The organism is Nocardia ignorata NBRC 108230 (assembly GCF_001612905.1).
Lineage (GTDB): Bacteria > Actinomycetota > Actinomycetes > Mycobacteriales > Mycobacteriaceae > Nocardia > Nocardia ignorata.
Genome location: NZ_BDBI01000017.1, coordinates 231,288 through 257,603, shown reverse-complemented (window position 1 = coordinate 257,603; position 26,316 = coordinate 231,288). Strand labels below are relative to the sequence as shown.

The following is a 26,316-nucleotide window of genomic DNA, read 5'->3' as shown; positions in this document are numbered from 1 at the left end:
TCGCACAAAGTCACCTCGCACAACAAGGAGAAACCTATGCCAAGCACCACCGTCACCGTCGGCTCCTCGGTCGGCCTGCACGCGCGCCCCGCCGCCCTGATCGCGGAGGCGGTGGGCGCGGCGGGTGTGCCCGTCACCATCGCGCTCACGGGCGGTGATCCGGTCGATGCCGGGTCGGCGCTGATGATCATGACCCTCGGCGCGGGTCAGGGCGCGGAGGTCGTCATCAGCTCCGACGACCAGCCGACACTCGACAAGATCGCGGAACTGGTGGCCAGCGACCTCGACGCCTGACCACACGCGCTAACGCCGACGGCGCCGACTCCCACCAGGGGCGGCGCCGTCGGCTTTTGCCGCACGGCCACGGTCAGGGGCACTCCCGCGGCGCCGGTGTCCCGGTCAGCCGGGCATCCATCCACTCCATCGCACCGGGCCAACCGGCCATCATCCCGAGACTGTGTTCGGTGGGCAACGACCGGAAGACCACCTGCGTATCGCCGGCGCAAAGCCGCCTGGCGACGGCGAGGCCCTGTTCCGGTGGTACGCCGAAATCGAATTGGCCGTGATAGATGTACAGCGGCGCGTCGGCGGTGCGGCCGCTCAGGTCGGTGCGTGTGAAGATCTCCCGGATCGCGTCGGAGGCGAGGGGGTTCGGTCGTGACATCCCGACGTCCACCGGCAGGCCGAGCAGACCGAGCGGGCCGTTGCTGTCGCCGCAGAGGTCGCGAATCGGCGAGGTCGCCACCCACTGACCGAGATGGTTCAGCTGGGCGAGCAGGGCGGGGTGTTCGCGGGCGACGGCGAAGCCCGCGGCCATCAGGATTCCGGAGGCGAAGCTGCCGTTGAAGCGGGCGGCGATGGCGGGATAGTCGCTGATCAGGCCGCCCATAGCGACGCCGGCGAGCGCGTCGCCGAGTTCGGGTGCGTATTCGGGTTGCAACACGGCGGCGCCGTAGGCGGCGATCGCGCCGCCGGAGTACCCGCCGACGGCGAACCGGCTGTCGCCGAATACCTCGGGGCGCACCGCACGCACCGCGCGGATCGCGTCGAGCACCGCGTGCCCGGCGACCGTCGGCTCCGCGTAGGCCATCAACGGTCCCTCGTGGTCCGGCACGAGCACCGCATGGCCCCGGTTCAGCGCCCAGGCCATCGTCGGCGGGAAGAGGTCGCCCATATTGAATTTCGGGTGAGCACCGTGCGCGAGCCCGTATCCCGGCGTGCAGGACGCGCCGAGCGAGTTGATCGGCAGCGCGTTGACCACCACCTGTCTGGTCGTCCCGGGCGGGGGCACGGCTGTGGGAATGAGCAGGGTCGCGGTCGCGAAGGACGGCGCGCCGCGCGAGTCGGTCGTGCGGAACTTCAGCAGCACGGCCTGCTGGATCGGCACGACCGCGAACGGCGCCGCCGTGGCCGTTACGTCGCGCTGTTCGATGATCTCCCCCGGGCGCCGGTCCGCGAGGTCGGCGGGCCAGGCGTCGAAAAGGGGGTCGCCGGTCGGGGTGGCGCGGGTGGCTTGCCACAGGGCGGCGACGTCGGCGGGCAGCTCCTTGACCAGTTGTGTGGATTCCGCGGGCAGCGAGGGGGCGGGCAGGACATCGTCGACCAGCGACGGCCCTGCCCAGGCCGGAGCTGTCGTGAGCGCCGCCGCGACGGCGAGCGCGGTGATCGCGCAGGTTCGCAAACTACCGGGCCGCGACATGTGGTCCCTCCCCAGAAGCATCAGCCGAAGCGTGGGGCGGTCGACCCCGCGCGGCCATCGAGGCCGTCTCGAACCTATGCCGGGGAATCCCTGGGGAACACGGTGTCGGCTGCGTCCTTGTACATGTCACCGACGGTGAACAGCGGGAACAGTGACGGTCAACAGGGTCGCTCAGCCGTACGACGCCTGGACAAAAAAGAAGACGGTCTTGACCTTGTGGTCAGGACCGTCTTCGTTTGTAGCGGGGACAGGATTTGAACCTGCGACCTCTGGGTTATGAGCCCAGCGAGCTACCGAGCTGCTCCACCCCGCGTCGGTGAATACAACATTACACATGGGTTAGCGCAGATGCCAAATCGTGAGGTCAGGCAGGGTTTTTCGCGGTTGCGGAGCGATCTTCACCGACATGGGATCGTCGACAGAGCGTCGAATTGTGATGACCATCACCAAAATCTGGTCAAACCCGGACCGCACATCCGGATCGGTGACCGGGATCACTATTTCGCCGTGATCTCGGGCACATAACGGTGCGATTACAGACCACTCGGCACCTATGCATTCCCGCCGAATACACCGCATAAACCTCGAAAAGACAACTGTTCCAATCACACAATGGGTCCGTTATCAAGATGTGATCGGCGCGCAATTCTTGGTTAGCGTCTCCCCCATGACTGAAACCCGGAAATTCCGCACCCGTGCCCTCGGCGTCGCCGCCGTTACCGGCGCCCTGGTTGCCGTTCCGTTCAGCCTTGCCACCGGCACCGCCTCCGCCGCCGCCCACAACTGGGACGGCGTCGCCCAGTGCGAGAGCGGCGGGAACTGGGGCATCAACACCGGCAACGGTTACTACGGTGGCCTGCAGTTCTCGCAGAGCACCTGGGCTGCCAACGGCGGACAGGGCTCGGCCCACACCGCGAGCAAGGAAGAGCAGATCCGCGTCGCGGAGAACGTGCTCGCCACCCAGGGTGTCGGCGCGTGGCCGCACTGCGGCAAGTACCTCCAGGCCGCCGAGCCCGAGCCCATCCCGGCCCCGATCGAAGAGCCTGCCGTCGAGCTGCCGGTCGAGCTGCCCGCCGAGGCCCCCAGCGAGGTGCGCGCCGCCGTCGACCAGGCGACCGCCGCGGGCCGCGCCCTGGCCGAGCAGTACGGTGTCGCCGGTCAGTACCAGGACCTGCTCAACGCCAACGCCCCGCTGATCGCACAGATCGCCGGCTGATCCACTCGTTTCCCCCTGCAGCAAGAAGGCCCCGCCGATTCCGGCGGGGCCTTCTTGTGTCGCGAACCGCTACCGGCCGCCCGCGTCCTGGTAGGCCTGCACGGCCTTGTCCAGTTCCTCGAGCGCCTTACCGAAATCGGCGAAGTTGCCCGTGCGCATCGCGGTGCGCACCGCCTCGATCTTGCGGCTCAGCTCGGCCGCGGCGGCTTCCTGAGTCGGCGTCGACGGGGTACCCGACGCGGGCGGCGGCGGAACGACGCCACCGGCGGGCGGAGTCGAGCCCTGGTCGACCGGCGGGGTCGCCCCCGGTTTCGGCTTCACCGACGGGTCGCCGCCGAACGGGGTCGCCAGCGAACCGGCGCCCGGGATCACCTGATTGAGCGCGTCGGCCAGGGTCGCCGCGTAACCCACCTTCACACCGCCACCGGAGTCGCGGTAGCTCACCAGCACGCGCAGCAGCTGCGGGAACGTCGACGAACCGGTGTTGCGTTCGTTGTAGAACGGCTCCACGTACAGGATGCCGCCGTCGGCCACCGGCAGGGTGAGCAGATTGCCGTAGCGGATCTTGTTCGAGTTCGACAGCAGCGTCTTCTCCCGCGACACCGCGTCGGCGGTGGTCATCGAGTTCTGCGTCTGCTGCGGACCCTGCGTCTGCGTCTCGCCGGGCAGCTGTAGCACCGTGAACTTGCCGTAGCCCTCCGGATCGGAGCGCACCGAGATGTAGGCCGACAGGTACTCGCGGTTGTAGCCGACCATCGACGAGGTCAGGTTGAACACCGGCTTGTTCGTCTTCGGATCACCGAGCAGCACGTAGTACGGCGGCTGGTTGAAGGTGCCGCCCTCGATCGTCGGATCGCTGGGCACCGACCAGAAGGCGTTGTTGGTGAAGAACTCGCGCGGGTTGTCCACGTGGTACTTGGTGAGCATCTCGCGCTGCACCTTGAACAGGTCTTCCGGGTAGCGGAAGTGAGCGCGCAGTTCCGCCGAGATCTCGCTCTCGGGCTTCACCGCATCCGGGAAGACACCCTGCCAGGCGTTGAGCACCGGGTCGTTGGTGTCGGTCTCGTACAGGGTGACGGTGCCGTCGTAGGCGTCGACGGTCGCCTTCACCGAGTTACGGATGTAGCTGACCTCCTTGCGCGGGATGGCCCGCCCGGTCTTCTTGTCGATGCTGTCCTCGACGGCGCCGTCGAGCGAGGTCGACTGCGCGTAGGGGTACTTGTCGAGGGTGGTGTAGGCATCCACGATCCACACGATGCGCTCGCCGACGACCGCCGGGTAGGCGTTGCCATCGGTGGTCAACCACGGCGCCACCTTCTGCACCCGGTCGCGCGGCGACCGGTTGAACAGGATCTTGGAGTCGTCGCTGATCGCCGAGGAGAACAGGATGTTGCGCTCGGCGTACTTGGCGGCGAAGGCCAACCGGTTGAACCAGTTGCCCACCGGCACGCCGCCGCTGCCGTCGTAGGTGAATTGCGCCGTGTCGGAATCGTATTCGCGCGGCGCCTCACCCTCGGCGGTACCGACGATGGCGTAGTCGGGATCGGTCTGGGAGATCAGCTCGCCGAAGTAGATGCGCGGCTGGTCGACCTTGATCACCTGCTTGTCCTTCTCGGTGAACAGGTCGCTCACCGTGAACAGCGGGTACCCCGAATCACTGCCGCCCGATGCGCTCTGCGCGTCGGACTGCGGCTTGTTCACGCGGTTGGCGGGCGCGGCGACGAAACCGTTGCCGTGGGTGTAGACGGTGTGCTGGTTGATCCAGTCCTTCTGGTTACCCGACAGCGCCGCCGGGTGCAGCTCGCGCGCGGCGACGATGTAGTCCTGCAGCTCGCCGTTGACGTTGTAGCGGTCGATGTCGAGCGACTCAGGGAAGCCGTAGAAGTTCTTGCGCTGCTGCAGCTGGGTGAACGTGGGCGAGAGGATGTTCGGGTCGAGCAGCCTGGCATTGCCGATGGTCGCCGCGTCGGCGGGGACCTCGAGCGGGCTCTTGGTGCTCACACCCTGGTAATCGCGATACTCGACCTTGTCGTCGGTGATGCCGTACGCCTCGCGCGTGGCCTGGATATTGCGCTCGATGTACTGGCTTTCCTTCTCGGCGGCATTGGGTCGCACCGAGAACTGCTCCACGACCATCGGCCACACCGCGCCGACCAGGATCGAGGAGAGCACAAGCAGCGCCGCCGCCATCGCGGGCACCCGCAGATCGCGCAGCACGATGCCGGCGAAGAACGCGATCGCGCAGATCACCGCGATGGACAGCAGGATCAGCTTGGCAGGCAGTACCGCGTTGATGTCGGTGAACGACGGACCGCTGAAGGTGGGTTCCTTGCGTGTGCTCGACAGCAGGTCGTACCGGTCGAACCAGTACGCCACGGCCTTGAGCAGCACGAAGATGCCGGCGATCACGGCCAGCTGCACCCGTGCGGCACGGGTGAGCGCGCCCTCGCGTCCGGCCAGGCGCAGCCCGCCGAACACGTAGTGGGTCACCAGGTTCGCGAAGAACGCGATGACCACCGCGACGAACAGCCAGTTCAGCACCATCCGGTAGAACGGCAGGTCGAAGGTGTAGAACCCGATGTCGAGATGGAACTGCGGGTCCTGCTGACCGAAGTCGCCGCCGTGCAGGAACAGCTGCACCGTTGCCCAATTCGACTGCGCCACCAGGCCCGACAGCAGGCCGAGCAGCACCGGGATGCCGATACCGAACCAGCGCAGCCGCGCCATCACGGTGGTGCGGTAGCGCGCGATCGGATCGTTGGGCCCGGCGACCGGCACGAACACCGGACGCGAACGGTAGGCGAGCAGCAACGCCGCCCACACCACGAGCCCGACGAACAGGCCGATCACGACGAACAAGATGAATCTGGTGCGCAACACGCCCAGATACACACTGCGATAGCCGACCTCGCCGAACCACAACCAGTTGGTATAGGCGTCGGTGAGGCGGGGCCCGAGCAGCAGCAGCGCCGCGAGGACGACAGCCGTCACCAGCAGCACACGGCTGCGTCGGGACAACGAAGGTAAGCCGGTGGGGGGCCGCATGCCCACGGTGCCACTCTCCATGCTCCGGCGGTTCCGCGACCGATTCCGGGCGCGGACACCGCAGTCCGATGTTGCGGGTGATCCTGTTCGGGATCGTTGGCGCCCACTCTACGGAAATCGGACACCGTGCAAGCGGCAGGGCCGAAAATGATTGGATGGTCGGGTGACCGATGACGAGCACGCCGAAGTTCTCCTCGCCCGCTGTGTGCGCGAGGTCGTCGAGTTCGCCGACGCCGAAGGCTGGGGCAATCCGCCGCAGATGTTCGCGTTGGTGCCGACCGCCGACCTCGCCGCGGCCGAACCGGACCTGCAGGATCAGCTCGACGACGGCAGCGAACTGACACCCGTGGCCCAGGAAGCCTTCCCCGACGACATCACCGGCGGTTCGATGGCGCTCGACGAATTCCTGGCCACCACCACCTGGCCGCCCGCGGTCGAGGGTTGCGTGCTCGTCCAGGAGATCGTGGTGCTGCCGCCGGACGCGGAGAGCGATCTGGACGAGGCGCTCGTTCCGCTGCTCGCCGACGACGAAGCCGCCGACGCGGCCGGGCGCGCCGCCGCCCACGCCCACCCGGGCCGCCGCGATGCCCGCCTCATCGCGGGCGTGTTGCGCCAGGGCGCGTCGCTGTGCCTGCTGCAGATCCGCCCCGAGGACGACGACGGCTTCGGCGACCTCGACCTGCGCACCTACCCGAACCTGGCCCCGGGCCTCGTCGAGGCCTTGCACCACACTCTCGAGTGATCAACTGCCGAGAACCGCGGCGCCAGCCGCCATCACGCACAGCTGATGGGTTCGCGGCCCGCTTCGATGTCGGACAGGGCGGTGATCGCGGTGTCCAGCGTGTCGACCTTCACCAGTCGCAGCCCCTCCGGGATGCGCTGAGCTGCCTCGTTGCAGTTGGCGGCGGGCACGAGGAAGGTTTCGGCGCCCGCCTCACGCGCGGCGATCATCTTGTACTGGATGCCGCCGATCGGGCCGACCTTGCCGTCTTGGTCGATGGTTCCGGTTCCCGCGACGAACTTGCCGCCGTTGAGTTCACCGGGTGAGAGCTTGTCGATCAGGGCCAGGCTGAACATGAGCCCGGCCGAGGGACCGCCGATGTCGGCGAGGTTGAACTCCACCTTCAGCGGCGGGCGCCCGCCCTCGCCGAGGCCGATGCCCAGGTAGCCCTTGTTGCTGTCGTCGGGGCGGGCGGCGAGGGTGATCGGGGTGGTCTGCTCGACGTCGCCGCGCCGGTAGACGACGGTGATGACGTCGCCGGGTCTCTTGGTGCCGACCAGGTCGATCACTTCCTGGGGCGCGGTGATCGGCTTGCCGTCGATGCTGATGATCTGATCGTCGGCGGCGAGGATGTCCTTGGCCGGGCCGTCCTCGACGACACCGCGCACCAGGACCACCGTCGGCAGCTTCAGGTGGTGCAGCGCGGCGACCTCGGCATTGCTCTCGGAGTCCTTGAAGTCCTGCTGGTTGGACTTGTCCACCTCTTCACGCGACACGCCGGGCGGGTACACCTCGGCGCGCGGGACGAGGCCGTGTTCACCGCTCACCCAGAAGCCGAACGCTTCGAACAGGTTCAGTTCGTCGCGCACCGAAACGGTCGTCATATTGAGCTGACCGGTGGTCGGATCGAGGGGTGCGCCCGTGACATCGACCACCGGTTTACCGTCGACCTGGCCGAGGGTGTCGAAGGTCGGGCCGGGGCCGAGTGCGACGAACGGGACGGTGACCACACTGCCGACCACGCCGAGCACGAGGACGGGTACCAGGGCCACGATCAGGGTGAGGATCCGACGATTCACTCCGACCACAGTAGTGATCACCTTCGGCGGGTGACGGCAGTGCCACGCTTTTGCGCCGTCGGCCCTGCCGAGGATTTCGCGATGCGCGAACACCGTGGACCGGCAGGTCCCGCGTAACGTAAGAGGCATGAGCGATCACCCCTTCGGCTTCTCGAACCGCGACGACGACGAGTCCGGTAAGCGTCGCGACGAGGCGAACGGACCCGGCGGATCGGATCCGTTCGGTTTCGGGGCAGGCGGCACGGGCGGCTTCGACCCGTCGCAGCTGGGTCAGATGCTGACCCAGCTCGGCCAGATGATCAGCGGCATGAGCCAGGGTGGCGGCCCGGGCGGCGCCCAGTCGGGCCCGGTCAACTACGACGTGGCCAAGCGGCTGGCGCGTCAGCAACTCGGTGCCACCGTCGCACCGATCGCCGCGAAGACCTCCTCCGCCGTCGCCGACGCGGCGCACCTGGCCGAGCTGTGGCTCGACGGTTCGACCGTCCTTCCGGCGGGTGCGAGCAAGACCGTGGCATGGACGGCCAACGACTGGATCGAGGAGACGCTGCCCACCTGGAAGCGCCTGTGCGACCCGGTGGCCGAGCAGATCTCGGGCATGTGGACCGCGCAGTTGCCCGAGGAGGCCAAGCAGTTCGCCGGTCCGATGGTCGGCATGCTCGGTCAGATGGGTGGGCTCGCGTTCGGTTCGCAGCTGGGCCAGGCGCTCGGTCAGCTGGCCAAGGAGGTGCTCACCTCCACCGATATCGGTCTGCCCCTCGGACCGGCCGGAACCGCGGCGCTGCTGCCGAGCGCTATCGCCTCGTTCAGCGAGGGACTCGAGCAGCCCGAGAGCGAGATCATGGTGTTCCTCGCCGCGCGTGAGGCCGCGCACCAGCGGCTGTTCGCGCATGTGCCGTGGCTGCGTCAGCAGGTGCTCGGTGCGGTCGAGGCGTACGCGCGCGGCATCAAGATGGACTTCTCCGCGCTGGAGGACGCCGCCCAGAACATCGATCCGATGATGCTCAGCGATCCGTCCAAGCTGGAGGAACTGCTCTCGCAGGGCACCTTCGAACCGCAGACCACGCCCGAGCAGAAGGCCGCGCTGGAACGGCTGGAGACGCTGCTGGCGCTGATCGAGGGCTGGGTGGACGTGGTGGTCGCCGACGCGGTCGGCGAGCGGTTGCCCGGTGCGACTGCGCTGTCGGAGACGCTGCGTCGCCGCCGGGCGACCGGTGGGCCCGCCGAGCAGACCTTCGCGACGCTGGTCGGTCTCGAGCTGCGCCCGCGCAAGGTGCGTGAGGCCTCGGCGCTGTGGCGCAGGCTCACCGACGACGCGGGCATCGAGCGTCGCGACGGAGTGTGGGCACACCCCGACCTGCTGCCCGATTCCACCGATCTCGACTCCCCCGCCGGGTTCATCGACTCCGTGATCGGCGGCGGCACAGGCGCTTTCGACGATCCGCTGGCCCAGCTCGCCGAGACCGAGGCCCGCGAGCGCGACCAGGCGCAGCAGGACGAGAAGAAGTCCGACGACACCGGCGACGACCCGGACTCCGACCACTCGTGACGGTGCGCGACCACCGGCGGTGAACAACTTTCCGTCGGCGGTTGCGCGACACGGCTTTTCGGCGTGGCGTCGTCTCGAATCGCCGTGACGACGGGCGGAACATCGCCTGTTCACAAGGCGAGATCGTCGAAACGACACGCCCAAAACCTGTGGATAACCGGGCTTTCGGGCCCTGGTCGCAGCCGAGGTGATGCCGATACTTCTGGCATGACGACCACAACACCACTGCGCGGCCCGATGCTGCACCCGAGGGTGACCACCCTGGTCCGGCCATCGGGCACGGTGCAACTGGGCTGGGACCCCGAACGCGCGCTCGTCCTCGAGACCACCGAGCTCGACACCGGCACGGTGCTCGCCTTCCTCCGGCTGCTCGACGGTCTGCAGTCGCGGCCGCAGATCATCTGGCGTGCCGGAGAATTCGGTATCTCCCCCGAGCGCACCGTCTCGTTGCTCACCGCGATCGACCGAGCGGGGCTGCTGCTGCAACCCGAGCGCAAACAGGCCAAGATCCGGTCGATCACCGTGCACGGGCTCGGCCCATTGTCCGACGCGGTGACGATCGGGTTGCGCCGCATGGGATTCCGGCCCTCTCGATCGCGCACGTTCCGCCCCGAGGTGGTGGTCGGTGCCCCCGGTTGCGATCTGGTGGTACTCACCGACGCGCTGATGATCGACCCGCGTCTGTCGGTCGACCTGGTGTTGCGCCGGGTGCCGCACCTGCAGGTGCGGGTGCGCGACGGTATCGGCGTCGTCGGTCCCCTCGTCCTGCCCGGTCAGACCAGCTGCCTGCGGTGTGCCGACCTCACCCGTGCGGGCCTCGACCACGACTGGCCGCACCTGGCGGCGCAACTGCTCGGCCGCACCGGCCACGCCTCCCCCGCCGGCGTGGCGGCGACCACCGCACTGGCGCTCGGCGAGCTGGAAGCCATCGTCGAATGCTCACCGCGACGACGGCCCGCGACCCTGGACGCCACCATGGAACTCGACCTCGATTCGCACGAACTGCACCGCAGACCGTGGCCACCGCACCCGGAGTGCGGCTGCCGGACACTGGCCGGTCATCGTGCGGAGGTGGCCCGATGATCGCCGGTGTGAGCATTCCCATGGCACAGCGGCCGCAGGTTCGGCCATGATGGGTAGCGTGTCCGAGATCGTGCGCCGCAGCTCCAGCCGCAATGCCAAGTTGGCCAAAATTCCGCTCGGCATCGCGGGGCGAGCCGCCGTCGGGTTCGGCAAGAAGCTCGTCGGGGGTGACAAGCAGCAGATCAACGCCGGATTGAACCAGAAGGCCGCCGAGCAGCTGTTCGCCGTGCTCGGTGAACTCAAGGGCGGCGCGATGAAGTTCGGCCAGGCCCTGAGTGTGATGGAGGCCGCCGTGCCGGAGGAATTCGGCGAGCACTATCGCGAGGCCCTCACCAAGTTGCAGGCCGCCGCGCCGCCGATGCCGATCGAAACCGTGCACCGGGTCCTGGACCAGCAGCTCGGCACCAAGTGGCGTGATCGTTTCCAGTCCTTCGACGACACCCCCGCCGCGTCGGCCAGCATCGGTCAGGTGCACCGGGCGGTGTGGTCGGACGGCCGCGCGGTGGCGGTGAAGGTGCAGTACCCCGGTGCCGACGACGCGCTGCGCGCCGACCTGAAGACACTGTCGCGGATGTCGGGTCTGCTGGCGTCGGTGATCCCCGGCGCGGACGTGAAGCCGCTGCTCGCCGAGATCACCGAGCGCACCGAGGAAGAGCTCGACTATCGCATCGAGGCGGCCAACCAGCGCCGCTTCGCCGCCGCCTTCGACGGGCACCCGCACATCGTGGTCCCCAAGGTCGTGGCGGGTGCGCCGAAGGTGATCGTCACCGAATGGCTGGACGGCACACCGGTCTCCGCGCTGATCAAGGCGGGCGCCGAGGACCCGGAAGGCACCCGCGCGCAACGCAATCGGATCGCCGAGCTGATGGGCACCTTCCACTTCTCCTCCCCCGAGCTGGCCGGCCTGCTGCACGGCGACCCCCACCCGGGTAACTTCCTCGTGCGGCCCGACGGCAAGCTGGCGGTCCTCGACTTCGGTGCCTGCGCGCCGATGCCCGACGGCTTCCCCCGCATCCTCGGCGAGATGCTGGCGCTGGCGGTCGCCGACGACCACGAGGCCCTCACTCGGCTGCTCTACGAGCACGGCTGGGTGATTCCGGGTCGCAAGGTGACGCACGAAGAGATCGAGGCCTACCTGCGTCCGTTCAGCGACCCCATCCGCACCGACACCTTCCATTTCACCAGGGCCTGGATGCAGCGGGTCGCGGGCAAGGCGTCGGAATTCTCCAGTCCGGAGATGAAAACCGCTCGGGCGCTGCAACTCCCGGCGGAATATGTGATGGTCTTCCGGGTACTCGGCGGCTCCGTCGGCATCCTCGCCCAGCTCGACGCGGAACTGGGTTTCATGCGGCTGGTCCGCACCTGGGTGCCCGGCTTCCCCGCCGAGCAAGCCTCCTAGCCGCACAGAACAAACGAACCGCCCACCGACGCACGGTGAGCGGTTCGCTTGCGGTACAACCCTTTCCCCGGGTTCATGCGGTGTTCATGCGGCATGTTCGGGCGGCCTACGTGGTTACACTCCGCTGCCGCCTCCGGCCGCTGACCACTCATGCCGGGATCGCGACCTTGCGCGGGCGACCGCGCGGGCGCTTGCGAGCGATCACGACACCCTGGTCGAAGATCTCACCGCCCCAGACACCCCACGGCTCGCCACGGTCGATGGCCGCCGTCAGGCAGCCCTTACGGATCGGGCAGGAGGCGCACAGCTGTTTGGCCTGCTCGAGATCGGTGGGGCTCTCGGCGAACCACAGATCGGGGTTTCCGGCCCGGCAGGGCAGGGTCTTGGTGGTGACCTCACGGACGCGAGGGGTCTGCGCCACGGTTCGGCATGTCACGTCAGTAGTGGCCGTCGGCCAGTCCTGGGCGGTGAACACGTCGTTCTCCTTCAGCTCGTTGCAGCGGTCGTGGTGTTCGGTGTGCGAACCCGGAGCCTGCGGCTGAGGAGCCGAAAACAATGGCCACGGATTTCGCTTCTCGCGATCCGTGGCCAGGAGGTCTAGGGAGGAATTCCTACCTAGTTCGACATCTGTGTCGAGACCTGAGCACGGTCGCTGGGTGGACGCGGAGGCGGGTTGCGCCGCCGAAGATCGCCGGTGCGTATCCGGCCTCATCGGCGAACGTGTCTGCCGATGCCGGAACGGCGGTCGGCTGCCAACCCACAATGGGCTTGTCCTGGAGACGAACAGGGCTGTGCTGATGCATGACAGTCATCGGGACAGCTTTGGTATCGACGCCGGACAGACCGGTCCCCTGCAGAGCGAGGACCCCCCGGGAGGCGGACACCATGAATTCGTTCACCAGGTCGCGATTGCCCATCGCGACGAATGCGGTGTTGCTGTTCATCTGACTGCCTCCCTCCTGAACTCGTGTGCTGATAGTTTCCGCGCGCCGAGATCACTCTCGGTGCGTGCTGTCCACCATAGGCAAAGATCGATATGCGGACAACCTATTTTCTACCTGGGGTTTTGTGTCTTTGCCCGCATCCGCGACGCGACGATCGCGAGCACATCGGCGCCGTACTGCTCGATCTTCTTCGGGCCGATGCCCGCGATCGCCGCCAGCCCCTTGTCGTCGGCGGGGAGCTGTTCGGCGATGGCGGTGAGGGTGGTGTCGGTGAACACCACGAAGTCGCGCACGCGCAGGACCTCCGCCTTCTCCGCGCGCCACTCCCGCAGGGCCGCGAGCAATTCGGCGTCGAGTTCGGCCGGGCAGCGTCTGCAGCGGCCGAGCATCGAGGCGTAGGTGCCGATCAGCGGTTTCGCGCAGACCCGGCACAGCGGACGTTTGCCGTCGGCGTCCTTGGGACCCGTCGCCGTCGCGGCGATGCGCGAGGCGGGCGAGTCGTCGGGGACGAGACCGTTGAGGAACCGGGAACGCCTGCGCACCCGTCGGCCGCCCTCGGCGCGGGCCAGCGACCAGGAGACCGTGAGGTGTTCGCGCGCGCGGGTGACGCCCACGTAGAGCAGCCTGCGTTCCTCTTCCAGGCCCGCTTGGTCGGACGGGCTGCCGTCGTCGCCGAGTACGTGCTGGATCGGGAGCGTGCCGTCGCTGACGCCGACGAGGAACACCGCGTCCCATTCCAGGCCCTTGGCGGCATGCAGCGACGCCAGCGTGACACCTTCGACGGTCGGCGGGTGTTTGGCCTCGGCGCGGGTGGCGAGCTCGCGAAGCAGACCGGTGAGGTCGATCTCGGGGTCGTGGCCGACGAGTTCCTCGGTGAGCTGCACCAGCGCGAGCAGCGCGGACCAGCGTTCCTTGGCCTGAGCGCCGGCGGGTTCCTCGGCGGTGAGCCCGACCGAGGCCAGCTCGGCGCGAACAAGCGTGATGAGCCCGCCGCCGCTGCGTGCCTCGTCGGGCAGGTCGTCGCGAGTATCGGCCTGGCGCAGTTTCTGTACGGCCTGGCGCACCTCTTGGCGCTGGAAGAACCCTTCGCCGCCGCGCATCTGGAAGGGGACACCGCGCTCGTTGAGCGCCTGTTCGAACGGTTCGGACTGGGCGTTGATCCGGTAGAGCACCGCGATCTCGGCTGCCGGTGTGCCCGCGGCGATCAGCTTCTTGATCTTGCCCGCGACGGCCGTGGCCTCGGCGGGCACGTCGGGGTACTCGGCGAATTCGGGTTCCGGGCCGTCGGGGCGCTGGCCGACGAGCGCCAGCCGCGTGCCCGCGATGCGGCCGCGCGCGGCACCGATCACCCGGTTGGCCAGCGACACAACCTGGGGGGTGGAGCGATAGTCGCGTTCGAGCCGGATGACGGTGGCGTCGGGGAAGCGGCGGGAGAAGTCGAGCAGGTAGTTGGGGGTGGCGCCGGTGAAGGAGTAGATGGTCTGGTTGGCGTCACCGACGACGGTGAGGTCGTCGCGCTCGCCGAGCCAGGCGTCGAGCACCCGCTGCTGCAGCGGCGTGACGTCCTGGTACTCGTCGACGACGAAACTGCGGTACCGGCCGCGGAATTCGTCGGCGACAGCCGGGTAGTCCTCGAGCGCGGCGGCGGTGTGCAGCAGCAGGTCGTCGAAGTCGAGCAACAGGCCGTCGGCGGAGGTCTTCGCCGACTCGTACCCCGCGTAGACCTGGGCCACCCGGGTGACCTCGACGGGGGCGTCGCGGTGGTATTTCGCGGCGGCCGCCGGGTAGTCCTCCGGGGCGATCAGCGAGGCTTTGGCCCATTCGATCTCGCTGAGCAGGTCGCGGATCAGTTCGGTCGAGCTGCCCAGTCCCGCCCGGTTGGCGGCCTGTGCGACCACGGGGAACTTGCTGTCGAGCAACCGCCACGGCACATCGCCCACGACCTGCGGCCAGAAGTACCGCAGCTGCCGCAGCGCCGCCGCGTGGAAGGTGCGTGCCTGCACCTGCCCGGCGTCACCGCCGAGGCCCATCGCCCGCAGCCTGCCGCGCATCTCCCCCGCGGCGCGTGCGGTGAACGTCACCGCCAGGACCTGGTCGGCCTTCACGTGACCGCCCGCGATCAGGTGTGCGATGCGGTGGGTGATGGTCCTGGTCTTGCCGGTACCCGCCCCCGCGAGCACACACACCGGTCCCCTCGGTGCCCGCACCGCGGCGGCCTGTTCCGGGTCGAGGGCGGCGAGATCGAGTGCTGACACGGCCACCATCATGACAGCGCCCGCCGACAAGAACCCGGCCGGAACACCAGGGCCGGTCGAGACGTTGCACACCGCGTGAGCGAAACAACCCCTGACCTGACGATGTACTCCACCACCTGGTGCGGCTACTGCCGCCGCCTCAAGACCCAGCTCGACGAGGCGGGCATCACCTACACGGTGATCGACATCGAAGAGGATCCCGCCTCCGCCGATTTCGTCGGCAGCGTCAACAACGGCAACCACGTCGTCCCGACAGTGAAATACCGCGACGGTTCAACGGCGACCAACCCCACGCTCGCCCAAGTGAAGCAAACCCTAGCCGCGCAGTCCTGATCTGGACCACCACGACCCGACCTCGAGGAGGGTTCGCCGCGCAGCGGCGGTTCGCGGCAGTCCCGACGATCAGGTGCCGTTGCGTAGGCGACGAAGGAGCAAGCACGGTGCCTGATCGTCGGGACCGGAGGGGCCGCGAACTCGAGCGCGCCAGCGCTCCTAGGATTCAGCCCAGGATTCGATGATGGTTCTGGCGATAGAGATGGAGCCGGGGACCAAGAGACGGGCGTTCGTGTCGCGGGTCGACCAGTCGCCGAGATTCAGCGCGGCACGGACCTCGTCGCGGGTGAACCAGTGGGCTTCTTCGATCTCACCGTCGGAGAAGGCGAGTTCCTGTGCGGGATCGCCGACGGCGGCGAAACCGACCATCAGCGAGCGCGGGAACGGCCACGGCTGGCTGCCCAGGTAGTCGATCTCGCGCAGGTCGACGCCGACCTCCTCGCGGACCTCGCGTTCCACGCACCGTTCCAGCGATTCACCCGCTTCGACGAAGCCGGCGAGCAGCGAGAACATCGCGGGCGGCCAGCTGTGCTGGCGGGCGAGCAGAACGCGGTCGGCACCGTCGTGGACCAGGACGATCACGGCGGGGTCGATGCGGGGGAATTCCTCGACGCCGGTGCCGGTCAACCGGGACCAGCCGCCGCGCGCGAGGGTGGTCGAGGTCCCGTCACCGCCGTGGAAACCGGCGTGGTCGTGCCAGTTGAGCAGGGCGTAGGCCGTGGAGAGCAGTTCGGCGGTGAAGTCGTCGACCGCGCCGAGTGTGCGCAGATCTTTCAGCGTGCCCTCGAGTTCCGGCTCCCGCACCGCCCACAGGTGCGCACCCTCGGCGACCCCGAGGAACACCGCCCGGTCCTCGGGGAAACCACCGAACGCGGTGGCCGCGTCGAGAACGATGGTGCCGCCGTCCACCCGCACCCGCCCGCGCGGATCCACCCGCAGCACCCGGGCCTTTCCCCACCCCTCGCGCAGCGCGGCGGGATCGACCCGCACGTGCTCGGCCCGATCGACGGTGGAACGCGACAGCAGCGGAACGTTTTTCAGCCGGAACGACACATCGCCGAGCCTAGCCGCTGCCGCTATTTGCCGCCGTTGCGGATGTAGAGCAGCTTGTCGCCCGCGTCGAGCGCGTCGACTTCGGGCTCACCGACGCGGATCAGCTGACCGTCGCGCACCACACCGAGCACGATGTCGGACAGATGACGCGGCGACCCACCGACCTCGCTCGGCTCCACCTCACGCTCGGCCACCGCGAAACCCTCTTCGGGGGTGAGCAGGTCCTCCATCATCTCCACGACCGTCGGGGTGGTGGTGGCGATCCCGAGCAACCGGCCCGCCGTCTCCGACGACACCACCACCGAGTCGGCGCCGGACTGGCGCACGAGGTGGGTGTTCTCGGCCTCGCGGATGGCGACACAGATCTTGGCGGTCTTGTTCAGTTCGCGGGCGGTGAGGGTGACCAGCACCGCGGTGTCGTCGCGGTTGGTCGCCACGATCACCGACGACGCCCGCTGCACGCCCGTCAGGCGCAACACATCGGACTTGGTCGCCGAACCGTGCACGGTGACCAGACCCGCACCCGCCGCCGCCTCCAGCGCGATCGGATCGGTATCGACGACGACGATGTCGGACGCCTGCACACCGTCGCCGAGCATGGCATCGATCGCGGTGCGTCCCTTGGTGCCGTAACCGACGACAACGGTGTGATTGCGCACGGTGTGCCTCCATCGCTGAATCTTGAACGCCTGCCGGGACCGCTCGGTGAGCACGCTGAGAGTGGTGCCGACCAGCACGATCAGGAACAGGACACGCAGGGGTGTGATGACGATGATGTTCACCAGCCGCGCCGACGGGGTGATCGGGGCGATATCGCCGTACCCGGTGGTCGACAGCGACACCGTGGCGTAATACATCGCATCGAGGAACGACAATTCGTCACCGGAGTTGTCGCGGTAGCCGTGGCGGCCCAGATACACCACGCCCGCGGCGGTGAACAGCAGCAGGATCGCGAAAAGGACGCGGCGGGTGAGCGAGGTCCAGGGACTGATCTGCTCGACCGGGATGCGCAACAAACCGACCAGCGCGTAGTCGGGACTGCTACTCAGCCCGAGCGGGCGGCGCTTGTCGAACATCGTCGCGCTCCTTTTTTGGCGGCTGGCGCCGCGGGTCTCGGCGCTAAGCGCCGCCTCTTCCCTCCCTACGGGCACTCCTTCGTCGCACCCTTCGGTCAGTCCAGAGGCGGCGACGCGCCGAGACCGATCGTGGTTTCCTCTTCGCGGGGAAGACTAGCTGGCGCCGCGAGTCTCGGTACGCAGCGCCGAGACCGGTCTTGTGTTTCCTCTTCGCGGGAAGAGTATCGGCTCAGTGGGGGTCTTGCTGTTCGGTGTCCTTGTTTTCCGGGGCGGCGTCGTGGATGAGGCGGGCCAGTTCGTCCGGGCCTGCCAGGTCGGTCGGGGCGATGGTGCGGCCGGAGCGTACGTAATGGAAAGCGGCGCCGACTCGTTGGAGGATCGCGTCCTCGGATTCGCCGGTGCGGGCGGCCATCAGGCGGGCCCAGGCCAGGCGGTAGACGGCGAGCTGCATGGCGACGGCGGGTTCGTCGGCGGGACCGGGTTCGGCGCCGGTCTTCCAGTCGACGACGATCCAGCGGTCGCCGGGTTCGGCGAAGACCGCGTCCATCCGGCCGCGGATGACGGTGCCCGCGATGCTGGTTTCGAAGGGCACCTCCACGTCGATGGGGTTGCGGTGCGCCCAGGGTGAGCGACGGAAGGCGGCCTGCATGGTGGCGAGTTCCTGATCGGCGCGGCCTGCCGTGTCGGCGGCGCCGGGTAGTTCGTCGAGGCCGAGCAACTGGTCGGTGCTGTACCAGGACTGCACCCAGGCGTGGAAGGCGGTGCCGCGCCGGGCCATCGGGTTCGGCGGGTAGGGCAGGGGGCGACGTAGGCGGGCGGCCAGGCGGGTGGGGTCGGCGCGCAGTTCGACCAGGGCGGTGGCGGGGAGCTGGCCGGGCAGTTCCACCTGCTGTTCGGCGAGTTCGGCGGCGGTGAACTCGGCGAGCAGGGCGTCGACGTCGTTGGCCCAACCTTCGGGATCGTCGTCCTCGGGCGCGGATTCGGCCGGCGTGCTGCGTAACTGGTCGAGGGCTGCGCGGACGAGGGTGGCGCCCTGTTCGATGGGGTCGCGGCGGTCACCGAGTGGGTCGCGGGGCCACTGGGCGGTCGGCGGGTTGTCGGCGAAGGGGTTGACGGCGTCGGCCGGTGGTTTGTCGTCCCAGCGGGCGACGGTCGCGACGCCGTAGGCGGGGCTGTCGGGGTCGTCGTTGGCCTCTTTGAGTTCGAGCAGGAACTCCGACGGCCCCTTCTGCGAGGTGCCGGTTTCGGGCCAGTAGTAGGCCGAAACCAGCAGTACCCGTTCGGTTCTGGTGAGGGCGACGTAGAACAGGCGGCGCTCTTCGTCGAGGCGGCGGCTCTTGAGCGCGTCGCGGTGTTCGGTGATGGCCTGTTCGAGTTCGGCGCGGTCACCGACGCCGCTCAGGTCGAGGACCGGGACGCCTTCGGCGGCGTCGGGCTGGGCGCGGTCGCCGCGCAGGGTGGTGGGGAGTTCGGTGAGGGCGCCGAGCCAGGTGCTCAGTGCGGTGGTGGAGGGGAACACCGAGGCGCTCACGTGCGGCACCGCGACGACTTCCCATTCGAGCCCCTTGGCGGCGTGCACCGTGAGCACCTGAACCCGATCGCGGGCGACCTCCACTTCGCCCGGCTCCAAACCGTTCTCGACGGATTCGGCGGCCGTGAAGAAGGCGAGCAGCCCGCTGAGCGAGGCGCGCGAGTCGGCGGCATAACCCGCGACCACCTCGGCGAAGGCATCCAGGTGTTCGCGGCCCGCGCCGCCGCCCGCGATGGCGCGGCGGGTCTGGGTCTCCACACCGACGCCGATCGTCCGCTCGACGTCGGCGACCAGTTCGACCAGTGGCTGCCCGCTGCGTTCACGCAGGGCCGCAAGTTCCTCACCGAGGGCGAGGATGCGCGCGTAACCCGCCTCCGAATAGTTCTCCGCCGGACCGGGATCGGCGATGGCGTCGGCCAGGCCCGCCCGTTCGGTGGGTTCCGGGGCCACCTCACGCAGGGCGGACGCCAGGCCGGTCGCGTCGGTGATCGCGGTGGAGGCATCGCCGGACAGGCTCCCGATCGACAGCATCCGAGCCCGCTTGGCCAGGGCGGCCAGGTCGGCGACACCGATGCGCCAGCGCGCGCCGGTGAGGATGCGCACCGCCGCGCTCCCGGTGCCCGGTTCGGCGATCAGCCGCAGGGTGGCGACGATGTCGGCCACCTCGGGGGTCGCCAAAAGACCACCGAGTCCGACAATTTCGACAGGAAGGCCCTGTTCGCGCAGAGCTTCGGCCAGCGGCGCGGCGTCCGCGTTGCGCCGGATGAGTACCGCCGAGGTAGGCGGCGGTCTGCCCTCCTCCCGCGCCTGGATCCACTCGCGGGCGATCCGCTCGGCGATCCAATCCCGTTCCTGGGCAACAGTTTCCGTGAGCGCGAGTTCGACAGCGCCCGCATGTGCGTCGGGCTTGGCACGCAGGGCATCCACGGTCGCACCCCCGGCCGCGCGCGCTCGCGACCGCAACGGGTCGGCCACGAGGTTGGCCAACGCCAGCGCTTCGGGCGGATTCCGCCAACTGGTGAGCAACGGCAGAATCGGCGCCGGAAGCCCGTCGCCGACAGGGAAATCCGTCGCGAACCGCGGTAGGTTCGCCGCCGAGGCACCACGCCACCCGTAGATCGACTGCATCGGATCACCTACCGCCGTCACGGCGAGCGCACCGGAACCTGCTTCCCCGGCTCTACTTCCGTCCCCGGACGCACCAGGGCCGCCCCCGCCGGGCCAGCCGGAGCTCGGCGAATCACCACGCCGACCATCACCGACGCCATCGCGCGCACCACCGTGGAGGTCGGGGCTGCCGGCCCGACGCACATCGGACGCGATTTCACCGGGGGCCGGGTCGTCGGACCACAGCGTGGCGTGGTCGGACGTGGCCGACGCGCGCACCCGCACCGGCTCGCTACGCCGATTCTGTTGTACCGCCCGGGCATTGCCGAACAGGGCCGACAGCAGGACTCGCTGGGCATGGCCGGTGTCCTGGTACTCGTCGAGCAGCACCAGTTTGAAACGAGCGCGTTCAGCGGCGGCGACCTCGGGGTGGTCGACGGCCAGGCGGGCGGCCAGCGACATCTGCGAGCCGAAGTCGAGGGCACCTCGGCGTTCGAGTGCCTCGGCGAGCTGATTGACCAGCGGAAGCAGGGCGACGCGTTCGCGCTGGGCGTTGACCACGTCCTGGAGTTTCTGGCTCGGGCCGCCGCGCTGACGTGGTCCGGCGGGCAGGGTGTAGACGAGTTTTTCCAGTTCGGCGTGCGCTTCGGCGAGTTCCTCCGGCTCCACCAGGTGTTCGGCGAGCTGCCCGGACAGCGCGAGCACCGCCTCGGTGACCGAGACGGGGGTGCGGTCGGTGTCGAGGTCGCCGTCCCAGGAACGGACCACCTCGTGGGCGAGCTGCCACAGCTGCGTCTGGGTGAGCAGCGCGGCCGAGGGTTCCACCGGCAGCAGCAGACCGTGTGCGGTGAGCAGCCTGCCCGCATAGGAGTGGTAGGTGCTGATCTCCGGTTCGGCGCCCGCGATGACGGTGCGCAGCGCGCCGCTGGGGTCGATCTCGCGGACCAGCGGTGCACCGGCCAGTCGGGCCAGGCGGGTGCGGATGCGAGACGTCAACTGCTGTGCCGCTTTTCGGGTGAACGTGAGGCCGAGCACCTCGTCGGGGGCGACGAGCTGATTGGCGACCATCCACACCACGCGCGCGGCCATCGTCTCGGTCTTGCCCGCGCCCGCGCCCGCGACCACCAGCGTCGGACCTGTCGGGGCCGCGATGACGGCCGCCTGTTCGTCGGTCGGTGGCGGCAGGCCGAGCGCGTCGGCCAGCCGCTGCGGGGTGACGCGCACGCCGCTCACTCGTCGGTCACCTGCCGTCCGGTGTCACGCACGGGACAGCTGCCGCCGACCGGGCAGTGCCTGCACCCGTCGTTGCGCACCGCGAGGTAGCCGGGGCCGCGGGTGGCCGCGGCGGCGTCGTGAATGGTGGTTCGCCACTGCTCGAGTCCCTCGGCGTCGAGGGGGTCCTGGGCGCGTTCGGTCGCCCCGGTCTTGTTGTGGGGTTTGGCGACGTAGACCAGGCGCGCACCGCCCGGCTCCCCCGGTTCGGCGTCCTCCTCGTCGAGGGCGCCGTGGGCGGCGGCGACCTGGTAGGTGGCCAGCTGGGCGTGGTCGGCGACGGTCTTCGCGCTGATCGGTGTCTTGCCCGTCTTCACGTCGACGATCACGAACCGGCCCTGCGCGTCGCGTTCGAGCCGGTCGACCCGGCCCCGGATACGCACGGGCCGTTCCCCTTCCGCGCGCGGCGGCAGCACGCAGTCCACCGGCACCTCGACCCCGGCCTGCGTGAGTTCGCCACGGGTGGTGCGCACCCAGGCGAGGAAGGTCTCGAGCATGGCCTCGGTGCGGCGCAGTTCCTGGCGGGAGTGCCAGCCGGTGGCCGGGTCGATCGCCTTCCACGCCTGGTCGAGGGCGGCGCGCACCTGGTGTTCTGGCACGTTGCCCGCCAGTGCCTGCACCAGGGTGTGTACGAGGTTGCCCTTCACGGCGTGCGGGTTGTCGCCGTCGGTCCCGCCGTGGCGTTCCAGCGCCCAGCGCAGCGGGCAGGTGCGCAGCAGTTCGACCGTCGACGGGGACAGGCCGATGGGTGAATCGTCGTCGTCCCACAGTTCGCGTTCGCTGCTCAGGGCCGCGGTGCCGTACCAGTCGTCGGGGTCGGTACCCGGCACACCCGCATCGGCGAGGCGCGCCAGCTGCCGGGCCGCGCGGTCGCGGCGCCGCGGGTCGGCGCCGGGGTCGCAGACCACACCGCGCAATTCGGCGACCAGCGCGTGCATCACCAGCGCGCGGCCGGGATCGGCGACGGGCAGGGCGCCCGGCTCGCCGGTGTCGTCGTCGCCGAGCAGTTCGGTGAGGAACCGCGACGGCACCAGGTCCTGATCTCCCGCAACGGATTCGACGGCGGTCACCAGCAGTGAGCGCCGAGCCCGGCTGCACGCGACGAGCAGCAGTCGGCGTTCTTCGGCGAGGATCGGGGCCGCCCGGTTCGTCTTCGCCGCCGGGTCGACACCGGCCACCAGGTCGACCAGGTCCTCGGTGTGCAGCAGCGTGCCGCGCGCACGCGGGTTGGGCCAGATGCCCTCCTGCACGGCGGCGACCGCGACCACGTCCCATTCCCGGCCCGCCGCCGCGTGCGCGCTGAGCAGCGTGACGGCCTCCGTCTCGGCGGTCAACGGCCTGCCCTGCTGTGGAATCTGCTGGTGCAGCAGATATTCCACGAAACCCTCGATACCCGCCTTGGGCAGCCGGTCGACGTAGGCCGCTGCGGCGTCGAACAATTCGACGGCGGCGTCGAGGTCGCGGTCGGCCTGCATACCGGCCGCGCCGCCGCGCCGGGACTGGCGGAACCAGCGGCGTTCCAGTCGCGAACTGGTCCACAGGGTCCACAGCACGTCTTCGAGGCCCTTGTCGCGCGCTTGGGCCTGCCTGGCCTTGTCGACGGCGCGCAGTACCCGGTGCAGCGGGGCCGCCTCCACCTCGGTGAGACCGTCGAGCAGGCGGGGCTCGCCGATACCGACGATGAGGTCGCGCAGCACCTCGGCCGAGGACTGGTCGATCAGCGGTACCTCGGCCGGTTCCGGGCGCGTCGGCGTGGCGACGACGTCCGGTGCGGGCGGCATGGTTTCGGCGTCGAGGACGTCGATGTCGTCCGGGAGCCGTTCGGCGACATCCCAGTCCGGTTCCGGCTCCGGGCGCAACGGGTCGTCGGGGTCCGGCGGCGGGGGCAGCCACTCGTCGTCGACCGGGTCCGGTTCGGGCTCCGGCCATTCCGGTGGTGGCGGCGGTTCGTCCCACAGCAGGAACTGGTCGGCCGCTTCGGGCGGCGTGCCCGCCAACGCGCCGGTGCGTTCGAGGTCGAGCACGGTGCGGCGGATGCCACGGCGCAACCTGCGCAGCGCGATCTGATCGGCCCCACCGAGCGGTCCCGACAGCAGATCCATGGCGTCTTCGGGGGAGAACACCGAATCGACGGCCCGGCGCGAACCCGGCCGCGATCGATCACCGGCCAGCAGCACCCGCAGCGCGAGCACCATCCACGCCGCGCCCCGCCTACGCGCCAGTGGTTCGGCCACGGCGGGCCTGCGCACCGGCACCCCGGCGGCCAGCAGCGCCCGCCGCAACGGCGCAAGCGACAACGGCACCGATCGCACGATCACCGCCATGTCCGACCACGGCACGCCGTCGGTGAGATGCGCGCGCCGCAGATGGTCCGCGATCAGCGCGGCTTCCTTGGCGGGCGTCGACAACACGCGCACCCGCACACTCGACTCGTCGTCCAGGGCAGGCCCGGCCGTCGGACTCTCGCCGAGCGGCGCCGAATGATCTTCCGTTACAACTTGTTCGGCACCCTCCTCGGCACCTTGCGGCGAAACACCATCTGCCGCTACCGGCTCAGATCTGCCGCGCACCTGCCGGTCGGCAATCTCGTCGAGCCGGGAGTCGCCCCGCTCCATCTCGGGATCGTCCGACGCAGAGGGCACCTCGTGACCCGGCAGCACTCGATGTCGCGCACTGCCCGGCAGCCGGGCGGCGATGCGGGCGGTGGCCAGGCGGATCGGCGCACCGCTGCGGTGATTGTGGCGCAGGATGATTCGGCGTTGGGGGACCGTGTCGAGGTCGACGAGGAACCGCGAGTCGGCGCCACGGAAGGTGAAGACGGCCTGGTCGGGGTCGCCGGTGACAACCGTGCTCGCGCTACCGCTGCCGATCGCGCGCACCAGGGTCGCGGCTTGCGGATCCAGGTGCTGGGCGTCGTCGACGAGCAGGTACCGGATCCGATCACGTTCGGCGGCAAGGAGGTTGCGATCGCCCGCGAGCGCGTCGAGGGCGGCACCGACCAGTTCGGCGGCGTCGAGGGCGGGCGCGGTGGCTTCCGGCGCGGCCACACCGACCGACCAGCGCAGCATCGACGCCTCTTCATAGCGCTGCAGGAACCGACCGGCGGCCACCCACGCGTCGTTGTCGTGTTCACGGCCCAGCTTCATCAGGTCCTCGGGGCCGATCCCGCGTTCAGTGGCGCGCAGCATCAGGTCGCGCAGTTGTTCGGCGAACCCGCCGAGGGTCAGCGCGGGCTGCAGGCGCGGCGGCCACAGACCAGACGCACCGTCTTCGATGTCCTCGAGGTCGCCGCGCAACATCTCGCGCAGGACCGCGTCCTGTTCGGCACCGGTGAGCAGACGCGGCGGCGGGTTGCCGTGCCGTTCGGCGTGGCGGCGCAGCACCGAGAAGGCGTAGGAGTGCAGGGTGCGCACCATGGGTTCGCGGCTGGCGCCGGGGATGCCGGTGTGCGGGCCGAGCCGGTGGGTGACGGCGTCGCGCAAGGCCGCGGCGGCATGTTTGGTGTGGGTGAGGACGAGGACCGAGGACGGGTCGGCGCCGTCGGTGATGCGGGCCGCGACCAGGTCGACCAGCAGCGAGGTCTTGCCCGTGCCGGGGCCACCGAGCACCTGCCACGGCAACCAGCCGGGGCGCGGCGGGGCGGGTTGGGCTTGTTCGGCGAACAGCGCGCGCACAGGCGCGCCCCAGGCCCGCGGCCGGGGCGCTCGCGTCGTCCGGCGCACGAGTCGCACCGAGCTATCCGATCGCACCACATCGGCTATTGCAACAGACCCCACCGACACGCCCGCCCACCCCCATCGCGGGACACGCTGCGCGATAGTGCGCGACCGGCCACAATGGCTGTCGTGTCGTCGCTTCATGTAGAACGTTTCGGCCCCGCCGACGGTCCCGTCGTCCTCGCCCTGCACGGCCTCACCGGCCACGGCAACCGGTGGGAAACCCTCGCCACCCGGCATCTGCCGCAGGCCCGGGTGATCGCGCCCGACCTGCGCGGACACGGTCGTTCCACCTCGCTGCCGCCGTGGGACATCGATACTCTCGCCGCCGATGTGGCCGCGCTCGTGCGGGCGGAGACCGACGGCCCGGTCGTCGTGGTCGGGCATTCGTTCGGTGGCGCGGTCGGCATCTATCTGGCGCGCGCCCATCGCGAACTCGTGCGCTCGCTGGTGCTGCTGGATCCGGCCATCGGGATCGATCCGAAGCTGATGGAACAGGTGGCCGCCGCCGACCTGGCCTCACCCGACTACACCGATGTCGACGAGGCGCGCTCGGACAAACAGGTGAGCGCGTGGGGTCCCGACGAGGTCGACCCGGCCGAACTCGAGCGCGAGCTCGCCGAGCACCTGGTGCCCGCCGAGGGCGGCCGGGTGCGGTGGCGCACCTTCCAGCCGGCGATCACCTCGTACTGGGGACAGCTGGCCCGCCCGTTCGTGCTGCCGCCCGCCGACGTGCCGACGGTGCTGGTCCAGGCCGCCAAGGTGCAGCCGCCGTACGTCACCGCCGAATTCCGTGGTGCGCTGGCCGCCGAGCTCGCCGATTTCACCGCTCACGACTGGGATTGCGACCACATGGTCCCGCAGGCCCGTCCCGCCGAGACGGCCGCGCTCATCGGGTCGGTGCTGTAGCCCGTGCCCGCGACGACCGACGACCAGGTGGAGCGGGTGCGCGCCCTCGTCGCCGCCATCCCACCCGGTCGCGTCGCCACCTACGGCGACCTCGCCGCCGCGGTAGGCCTGTCCTCGCCGCGCACGGTCGGCTGGATCATGCGCACCGACTCCTCCGACCTCCCCTGGCACCGTGTCGTCCCCGCCTCCGGCCGCCCCGCCCCCCACCTCGCCGGCCGCCAGCTCCGCCTCCTCGCCGAGGAAGGAGTCTGCATCACCGACGGCCGCATCGACCTGCGCACCGCCCGCCTCTGACGATCAGGTCGGGGCCGGCGGGCCGGCGCGGATAGCAT

19 protein-coding genes and 1 tRNA gene are annotated in these 26,316 nt (G+C 69.5%); 9 read left to right on the top strand and 11 right to left on the bottom strand.

Annotated elements, in window-relative coordinates:
• Window positions 1-36 precede the first annotated feature (36 nt).
• Window positions 37-294 (top strand): HPr family phosphocarrier protein, encoded by a 258-nt coding sequence (locus tag NI2_RS16160; protein ID WP_067491599.1) that lies wholly within the window; start codon window positions 37-39, stop codon window positions 292-294.
• Window positions 295-367: 73 nt separating this feature from the next.
• Here the strand turns inward: NI2_RS16160 and NI2_RS16155 are convergent, their stop codons facing one another.
• Both NI2_RS16155 and NI2_RS16150 read right to left on the bottom strand, forming a co-directional pair.
• On the bottom strand, window positions 368-1,699 hold the full coding sequence (locus tag NI2_RS16155) for a lipase family protein (RefSeq protein ID WP_067491597.1): 1,332 nt from the start codon (window positions 1,697-1,699) through the stop codon (window positions 368-370).
• A 239-nt stretch (window positions 1,700-1,938) separates the two neighbouring features.
• A tRNA-Met gene (locus NI2_RS16150) sits at window positions 1,939-2,012 on the bottom strand.
• A 354-nt stretch (window positions 2,013-2,366) separates the two neighbouring features.
• On the opposite strand from NI2_RS16150, the gene NI2_RS16145 reads away from it, so the two are divergent.
• On the top strand, window positions 2,367-2,915 hold the full coding sequence (locus NI2_RS16145; RefSeq protein ID WP_067491595.1) for a transglycosylase family protein: 549 nt from the start codon (window positions 2,367-2,369) through the stop codon (window positions 2,913-2,915).
• A gap of 69 nt (window positions 2,916-2,984) precedes the next feature.
• On the opposite strand, the gene NI2_RS16140 is transcribed toward NI2_RS16145, so the two are convergent.
• Complete coding sequence (locus NI2_RS16140; protein ID WP_067491743.1) at window positions 2,985-5,966, bottom strand: UPF0182 family protein; 2,982 nt, start codon at window positions 5,964-5,966, stop codon at window positions 2,985-2,987.
• A gap of 157 nt (window positions 5,967-6,123) precedes the next feature.
• Between NI2_RS16140 and NI2_RS16135 the strand changes: the two genes are divergently transcribed.
• On the top strand, window positions 6,124-6,702 hold the full coding sequence (locus NI2_RS16135; RefSeq protein WP_067491592.1) for a PPA1309 family protein: 579 nt from the start codon (window positions 6,124-6,126) through the stop codon (window positions 6,700-6,702).
• A gap of 32 nt (window positions 6,703-6,734) precedes the next feature.
• On the opposite strand, the gene NI2_RS16130 is transcribed toward NI2_RS16135, so the two are convergent.
• On the bottom strand, window positions 6,735-7,760 hold the full coding sequence (locus NI2_RS16130) for a YlbL family protein (protein ID WP_067491591.1): 1,026 nt from the start codon (window positions 7,758-7,760) through the stop codon (window positions 6,735-6,737).
• Between the two features lie 127 nt (window positions 7,761-7,887).
• Between NI2_RS16130 and NI2_RS16125 the strand changes: the two genes are divergently transcribed.
• From NI2_RS16125 to NI2_RS16115, 3 genes are all read left to right on the top strand, one after another.
• Entirely contained in the window at window positions 7,888-9,306 is a 1,419-nt protein-coding gene (locus NI2_RS16125) for a zinc-dependent metalloprotease (protein WP_067491590.1), read from the top strand.
• 207 nt (window positions 9,307-9,513) lie between these two features.
• Window positions 9,514-10,389 carry a TOMM precursor leader peptide-binding protein gene (locus NI2_RS16120; RefSeq protein ID WP_067491589.1) on the top strand — a complete coding sequence of 292 codons (876 nt, stop codon included), beginning with the start codon at window positions 9,514-9,516 and terminating at the stop codon, window positions 10,387-10,389.
• Between the two features lie 49 nt (window positions 10,390-10,438).
• Window positions 10,439-11,788 carry an ABC1 kinase family protein gene (locus NI2_RS16115; protein WP_371851985.1) on the top strand — a complete coding sequence of 450 codons (1,350 nt, stop codon included), beginning with the start codon at window positions 10,439-10,441 and terminating at the stop codon, window positions 11,786-11,788.
• A 148-nt stretch (window positions 11,789-11,936) separates the two neighbouring features.
• On the opposite strand, the gene NI2_RS16110 is transcribed toward NI2_RS16115, so the two are convergent.
• The 3 genes from NI2_RS16110 to NI2_RS16100 all read right to left on the bottom strand — a co-directional run bounded on the left by NI2_RS16110 (window position 11,937) and on the right by NI2_RS16100 (window position 14,999).
• The gene (locus NI2_RS16110) at window positions 11,937-12,263 is read right to left on the bottom strand and encodes a WhiB family transcriptional regulator (protein ID WP_279537537.1); all 327 of its coding nucleotides are present in this window, start codon (window positions 12,261-12,263) and stop codon (window positions 11,937-11,939) included.
• 136 nt (window positions 12,264-12,399) lie between these two features.
• Window positions 12,400-12,732 (bottom strand): hypothetical protein, encoded by a 333-nt coding sequence (locus NI2_RS16105; protein WP_133733820.1) that lies wholly within the window; start codon window positions 12,730-12,732, stop codon window positions 12,400-12,402.
• A gap of 110 nt (window positions 12,733-12,842) precedes the next feature.
• A complete protein-coding gene (locus NI2_RS16100; RefSeq protein WP_067491739.1) occupies window positions 12,843-14,999 on the bottom strand; it encodes an ATP-dependent DNA helicase UvrD2 in 2,157 nt (718 codons plus the stop codon).
• Window positions 15,000-15,089: 90 nt separating this feature from the next.
• Between NI2_RS16100 and NI2_RS16095 the strand changes: the two genes are divergently transcribed.
• The gene (locus NI2_RS16095; protein ID WP_133733916.1) at window positions 15,090-15,320 is read left to right on the top strand and encodes a mycoredoxin; all 231 of its coding nucleotides are present in this window, start codon (window positions 15,090-15,092) and stop codon (window positions 15,318-15,320) included.
• 159 nt (window positions 15,321-15,479) lie between these two features.
• Here the strand turns inward: NI2_RS16095 and nudC are convergent, their stop codons facing one another.
• The 4 genes from nudC to NI2_RS16075 all read right to left on the bottom strand — a co-directional run bounded on the left by nudC (window position 15,480) and on the right by NI2_RS16075 (window position 25,081).
• On the bottom strand, window positions 15,480-16,373 hold the full coding sequence (nudC, locus tag NI2_RS16090) for an NAD(+) diphosphatase (RefSeq protein WP_067491585.1): 894 nt from the start codon (window positions 16,371-16,373) through the stop codon (window positions 15,480-15,482).
• Window positions 16,374-16,396: 23 nt separating this feature from the next.
• The gene (locus NI2_RS16085) at window positions 16,397-17,449 is read right to left on the bottom strand and encodes a potassium channel family protein (RefSeq protein WP_067491584.1); all 1,053 of its coding nucleotides are present in this window, start codon (window positions 17,447-17,449) and stop codon (window positions 16,397-16,399) included.
• 229 nt (window positions 17,450-17,678) lie between these two features.
• Window positions 17,679-21,320, bottom strand: a complete 3,642-nt coding sequence (locus NI2_RS16080) for an ATP-dependent helicase (RefSeq protein ID WP_067491583.1) — start codon at window positions 21,318-21,320, stop codon at window positions 17,679-17,681.
• Entirely contained in the window at window positions 21,317-25,081 is a 3,765-nt protein-coding gene (locus NI2_RS16075; RefSeq protein ID WP_084476468.1) for an ATP-dependent helicase, read from the bottom strand. Before NI2_RS16075 ends, NI2_RS16080 begins: the two co-directional genes overlap by 4 nt.
• 114 nt (window positions 25,082-25,195) lie before the next feature.
• On the opposite strand from NI2_RS16075, the gene NI2_RS16070 reads away from it, so the two are divergent.
• Together NI2_RS16070 and NI2_RS16065 are read left to right on the top strand one after the other, a co-directional pair.
• Window positions 25,196-25,984: an alpha/beta fold hydrolase gene (locus tag NI2_RS16070; protein WP_067491582.1), complete on the top strand. Its 789-nt coding sequence runs from the start codon at window positions 25,196-25,198 to the stop codon at window positions 25,982-25,984.
• Between the two features lie 3 nt (window positions 25,985-25,987).
• Window positions 25,988-26,278, top strand: coding sequence for an MGMT family protein (locus tag NI2_RS16065; RefSeq protein WP_067491567.1), 291 nt, complete (start codon window positions 25,988-25,990; stop codon window positions 26,276-26,278).
• The last annotated feature ends 38 nt before the right edge of the window (window positions 26,279-26,316 follow it).

What these genes read in the sequence shown, in the direction of transcription:
- NI2_RS16085 (WP_067491584.1), bottom strand. Translation starts at nt 17,449, where the DNA reads ATGTTCGACAAGCGCCGCCCGCTCGGGCTGAGTAGCAGTCCCGACTAC.
- NI2_RS16100 (WP_067491739.1), bottom strand. Translation starts at nt 14,999, where the DNA reads ATGATGGTGGCCGTGTCAGCACTCGATCTCGCCGCCCTCGACCCGGAA.
- NI2_RS16125 (WP_067491590.1), top strand. Translation starts at nt 7,888, where the DNA reads ATGAGCGATCACCCCTTCGGCTTCTCGAACCGCGACGACGACGAGTCC.
- NI2_RS16115 (WP_371851985.1), top strand. Translation starts at nt 10,439, where the DNA reads ATGGGTAGCGTGTCCGAGATCGTGCGCCGCAGCTCCAGCCGCAATGCC.
- NI2_RS16070 (WP_067491582.1), top strand. Translation starts at nt 25,196, where the DNA reads ATGGCTGTCGTGTCGTCGCTTCATGTAGAACGTTTCGGCCCCGCCGAC.
- NI2_RS16095 (WP_133733916.1), top strand. Translation starts at nt 15,090, where the DNA reads ATGTACTCCACCACCTGGTGCGGCTACTGCCGCCGCCTCAAGACCCAG.
- NI2_RS16145 (WP_067491595.1), top strand. Translation starts at nt 2,367, where the DNA reads ATGACTGAAACCCGGAAATTCCGCACCCGTGCCCTCGGCGTCGCCGCC.
- NI2_RS16105 (WP_133733820.1), bottom strand. Translation starts at nt 12,732, where the DNA reads ATGAACAGCAACACCGCATTCGTCGCGATGGGCAATCGCGACCTGGTG.
- NI2_RS16160 (WP_067491599.1), top strand. Translation starts at nt 37, where the DNA reads ATGCCAAGCACCACCGTCACCGTCGGCTCCTCGGTCGGCCTGCACGCG.
- NI2_RS16155 (WP_067491597.1), bottom strand. Translation starts at nt 1,699, where the DNA reads ATGTCGCGGCCCGGTAGTTTGCGAACCTGCGCGATCACCGCGCTCGCC.
- NI2_RS16120 (WP_067491589.1), top strand. Translation starts at nt 9,514, where the DNA reads ATGACGACCACAACACCACTGCGCGGCCCGATGCTGCACCCGAGGGTG.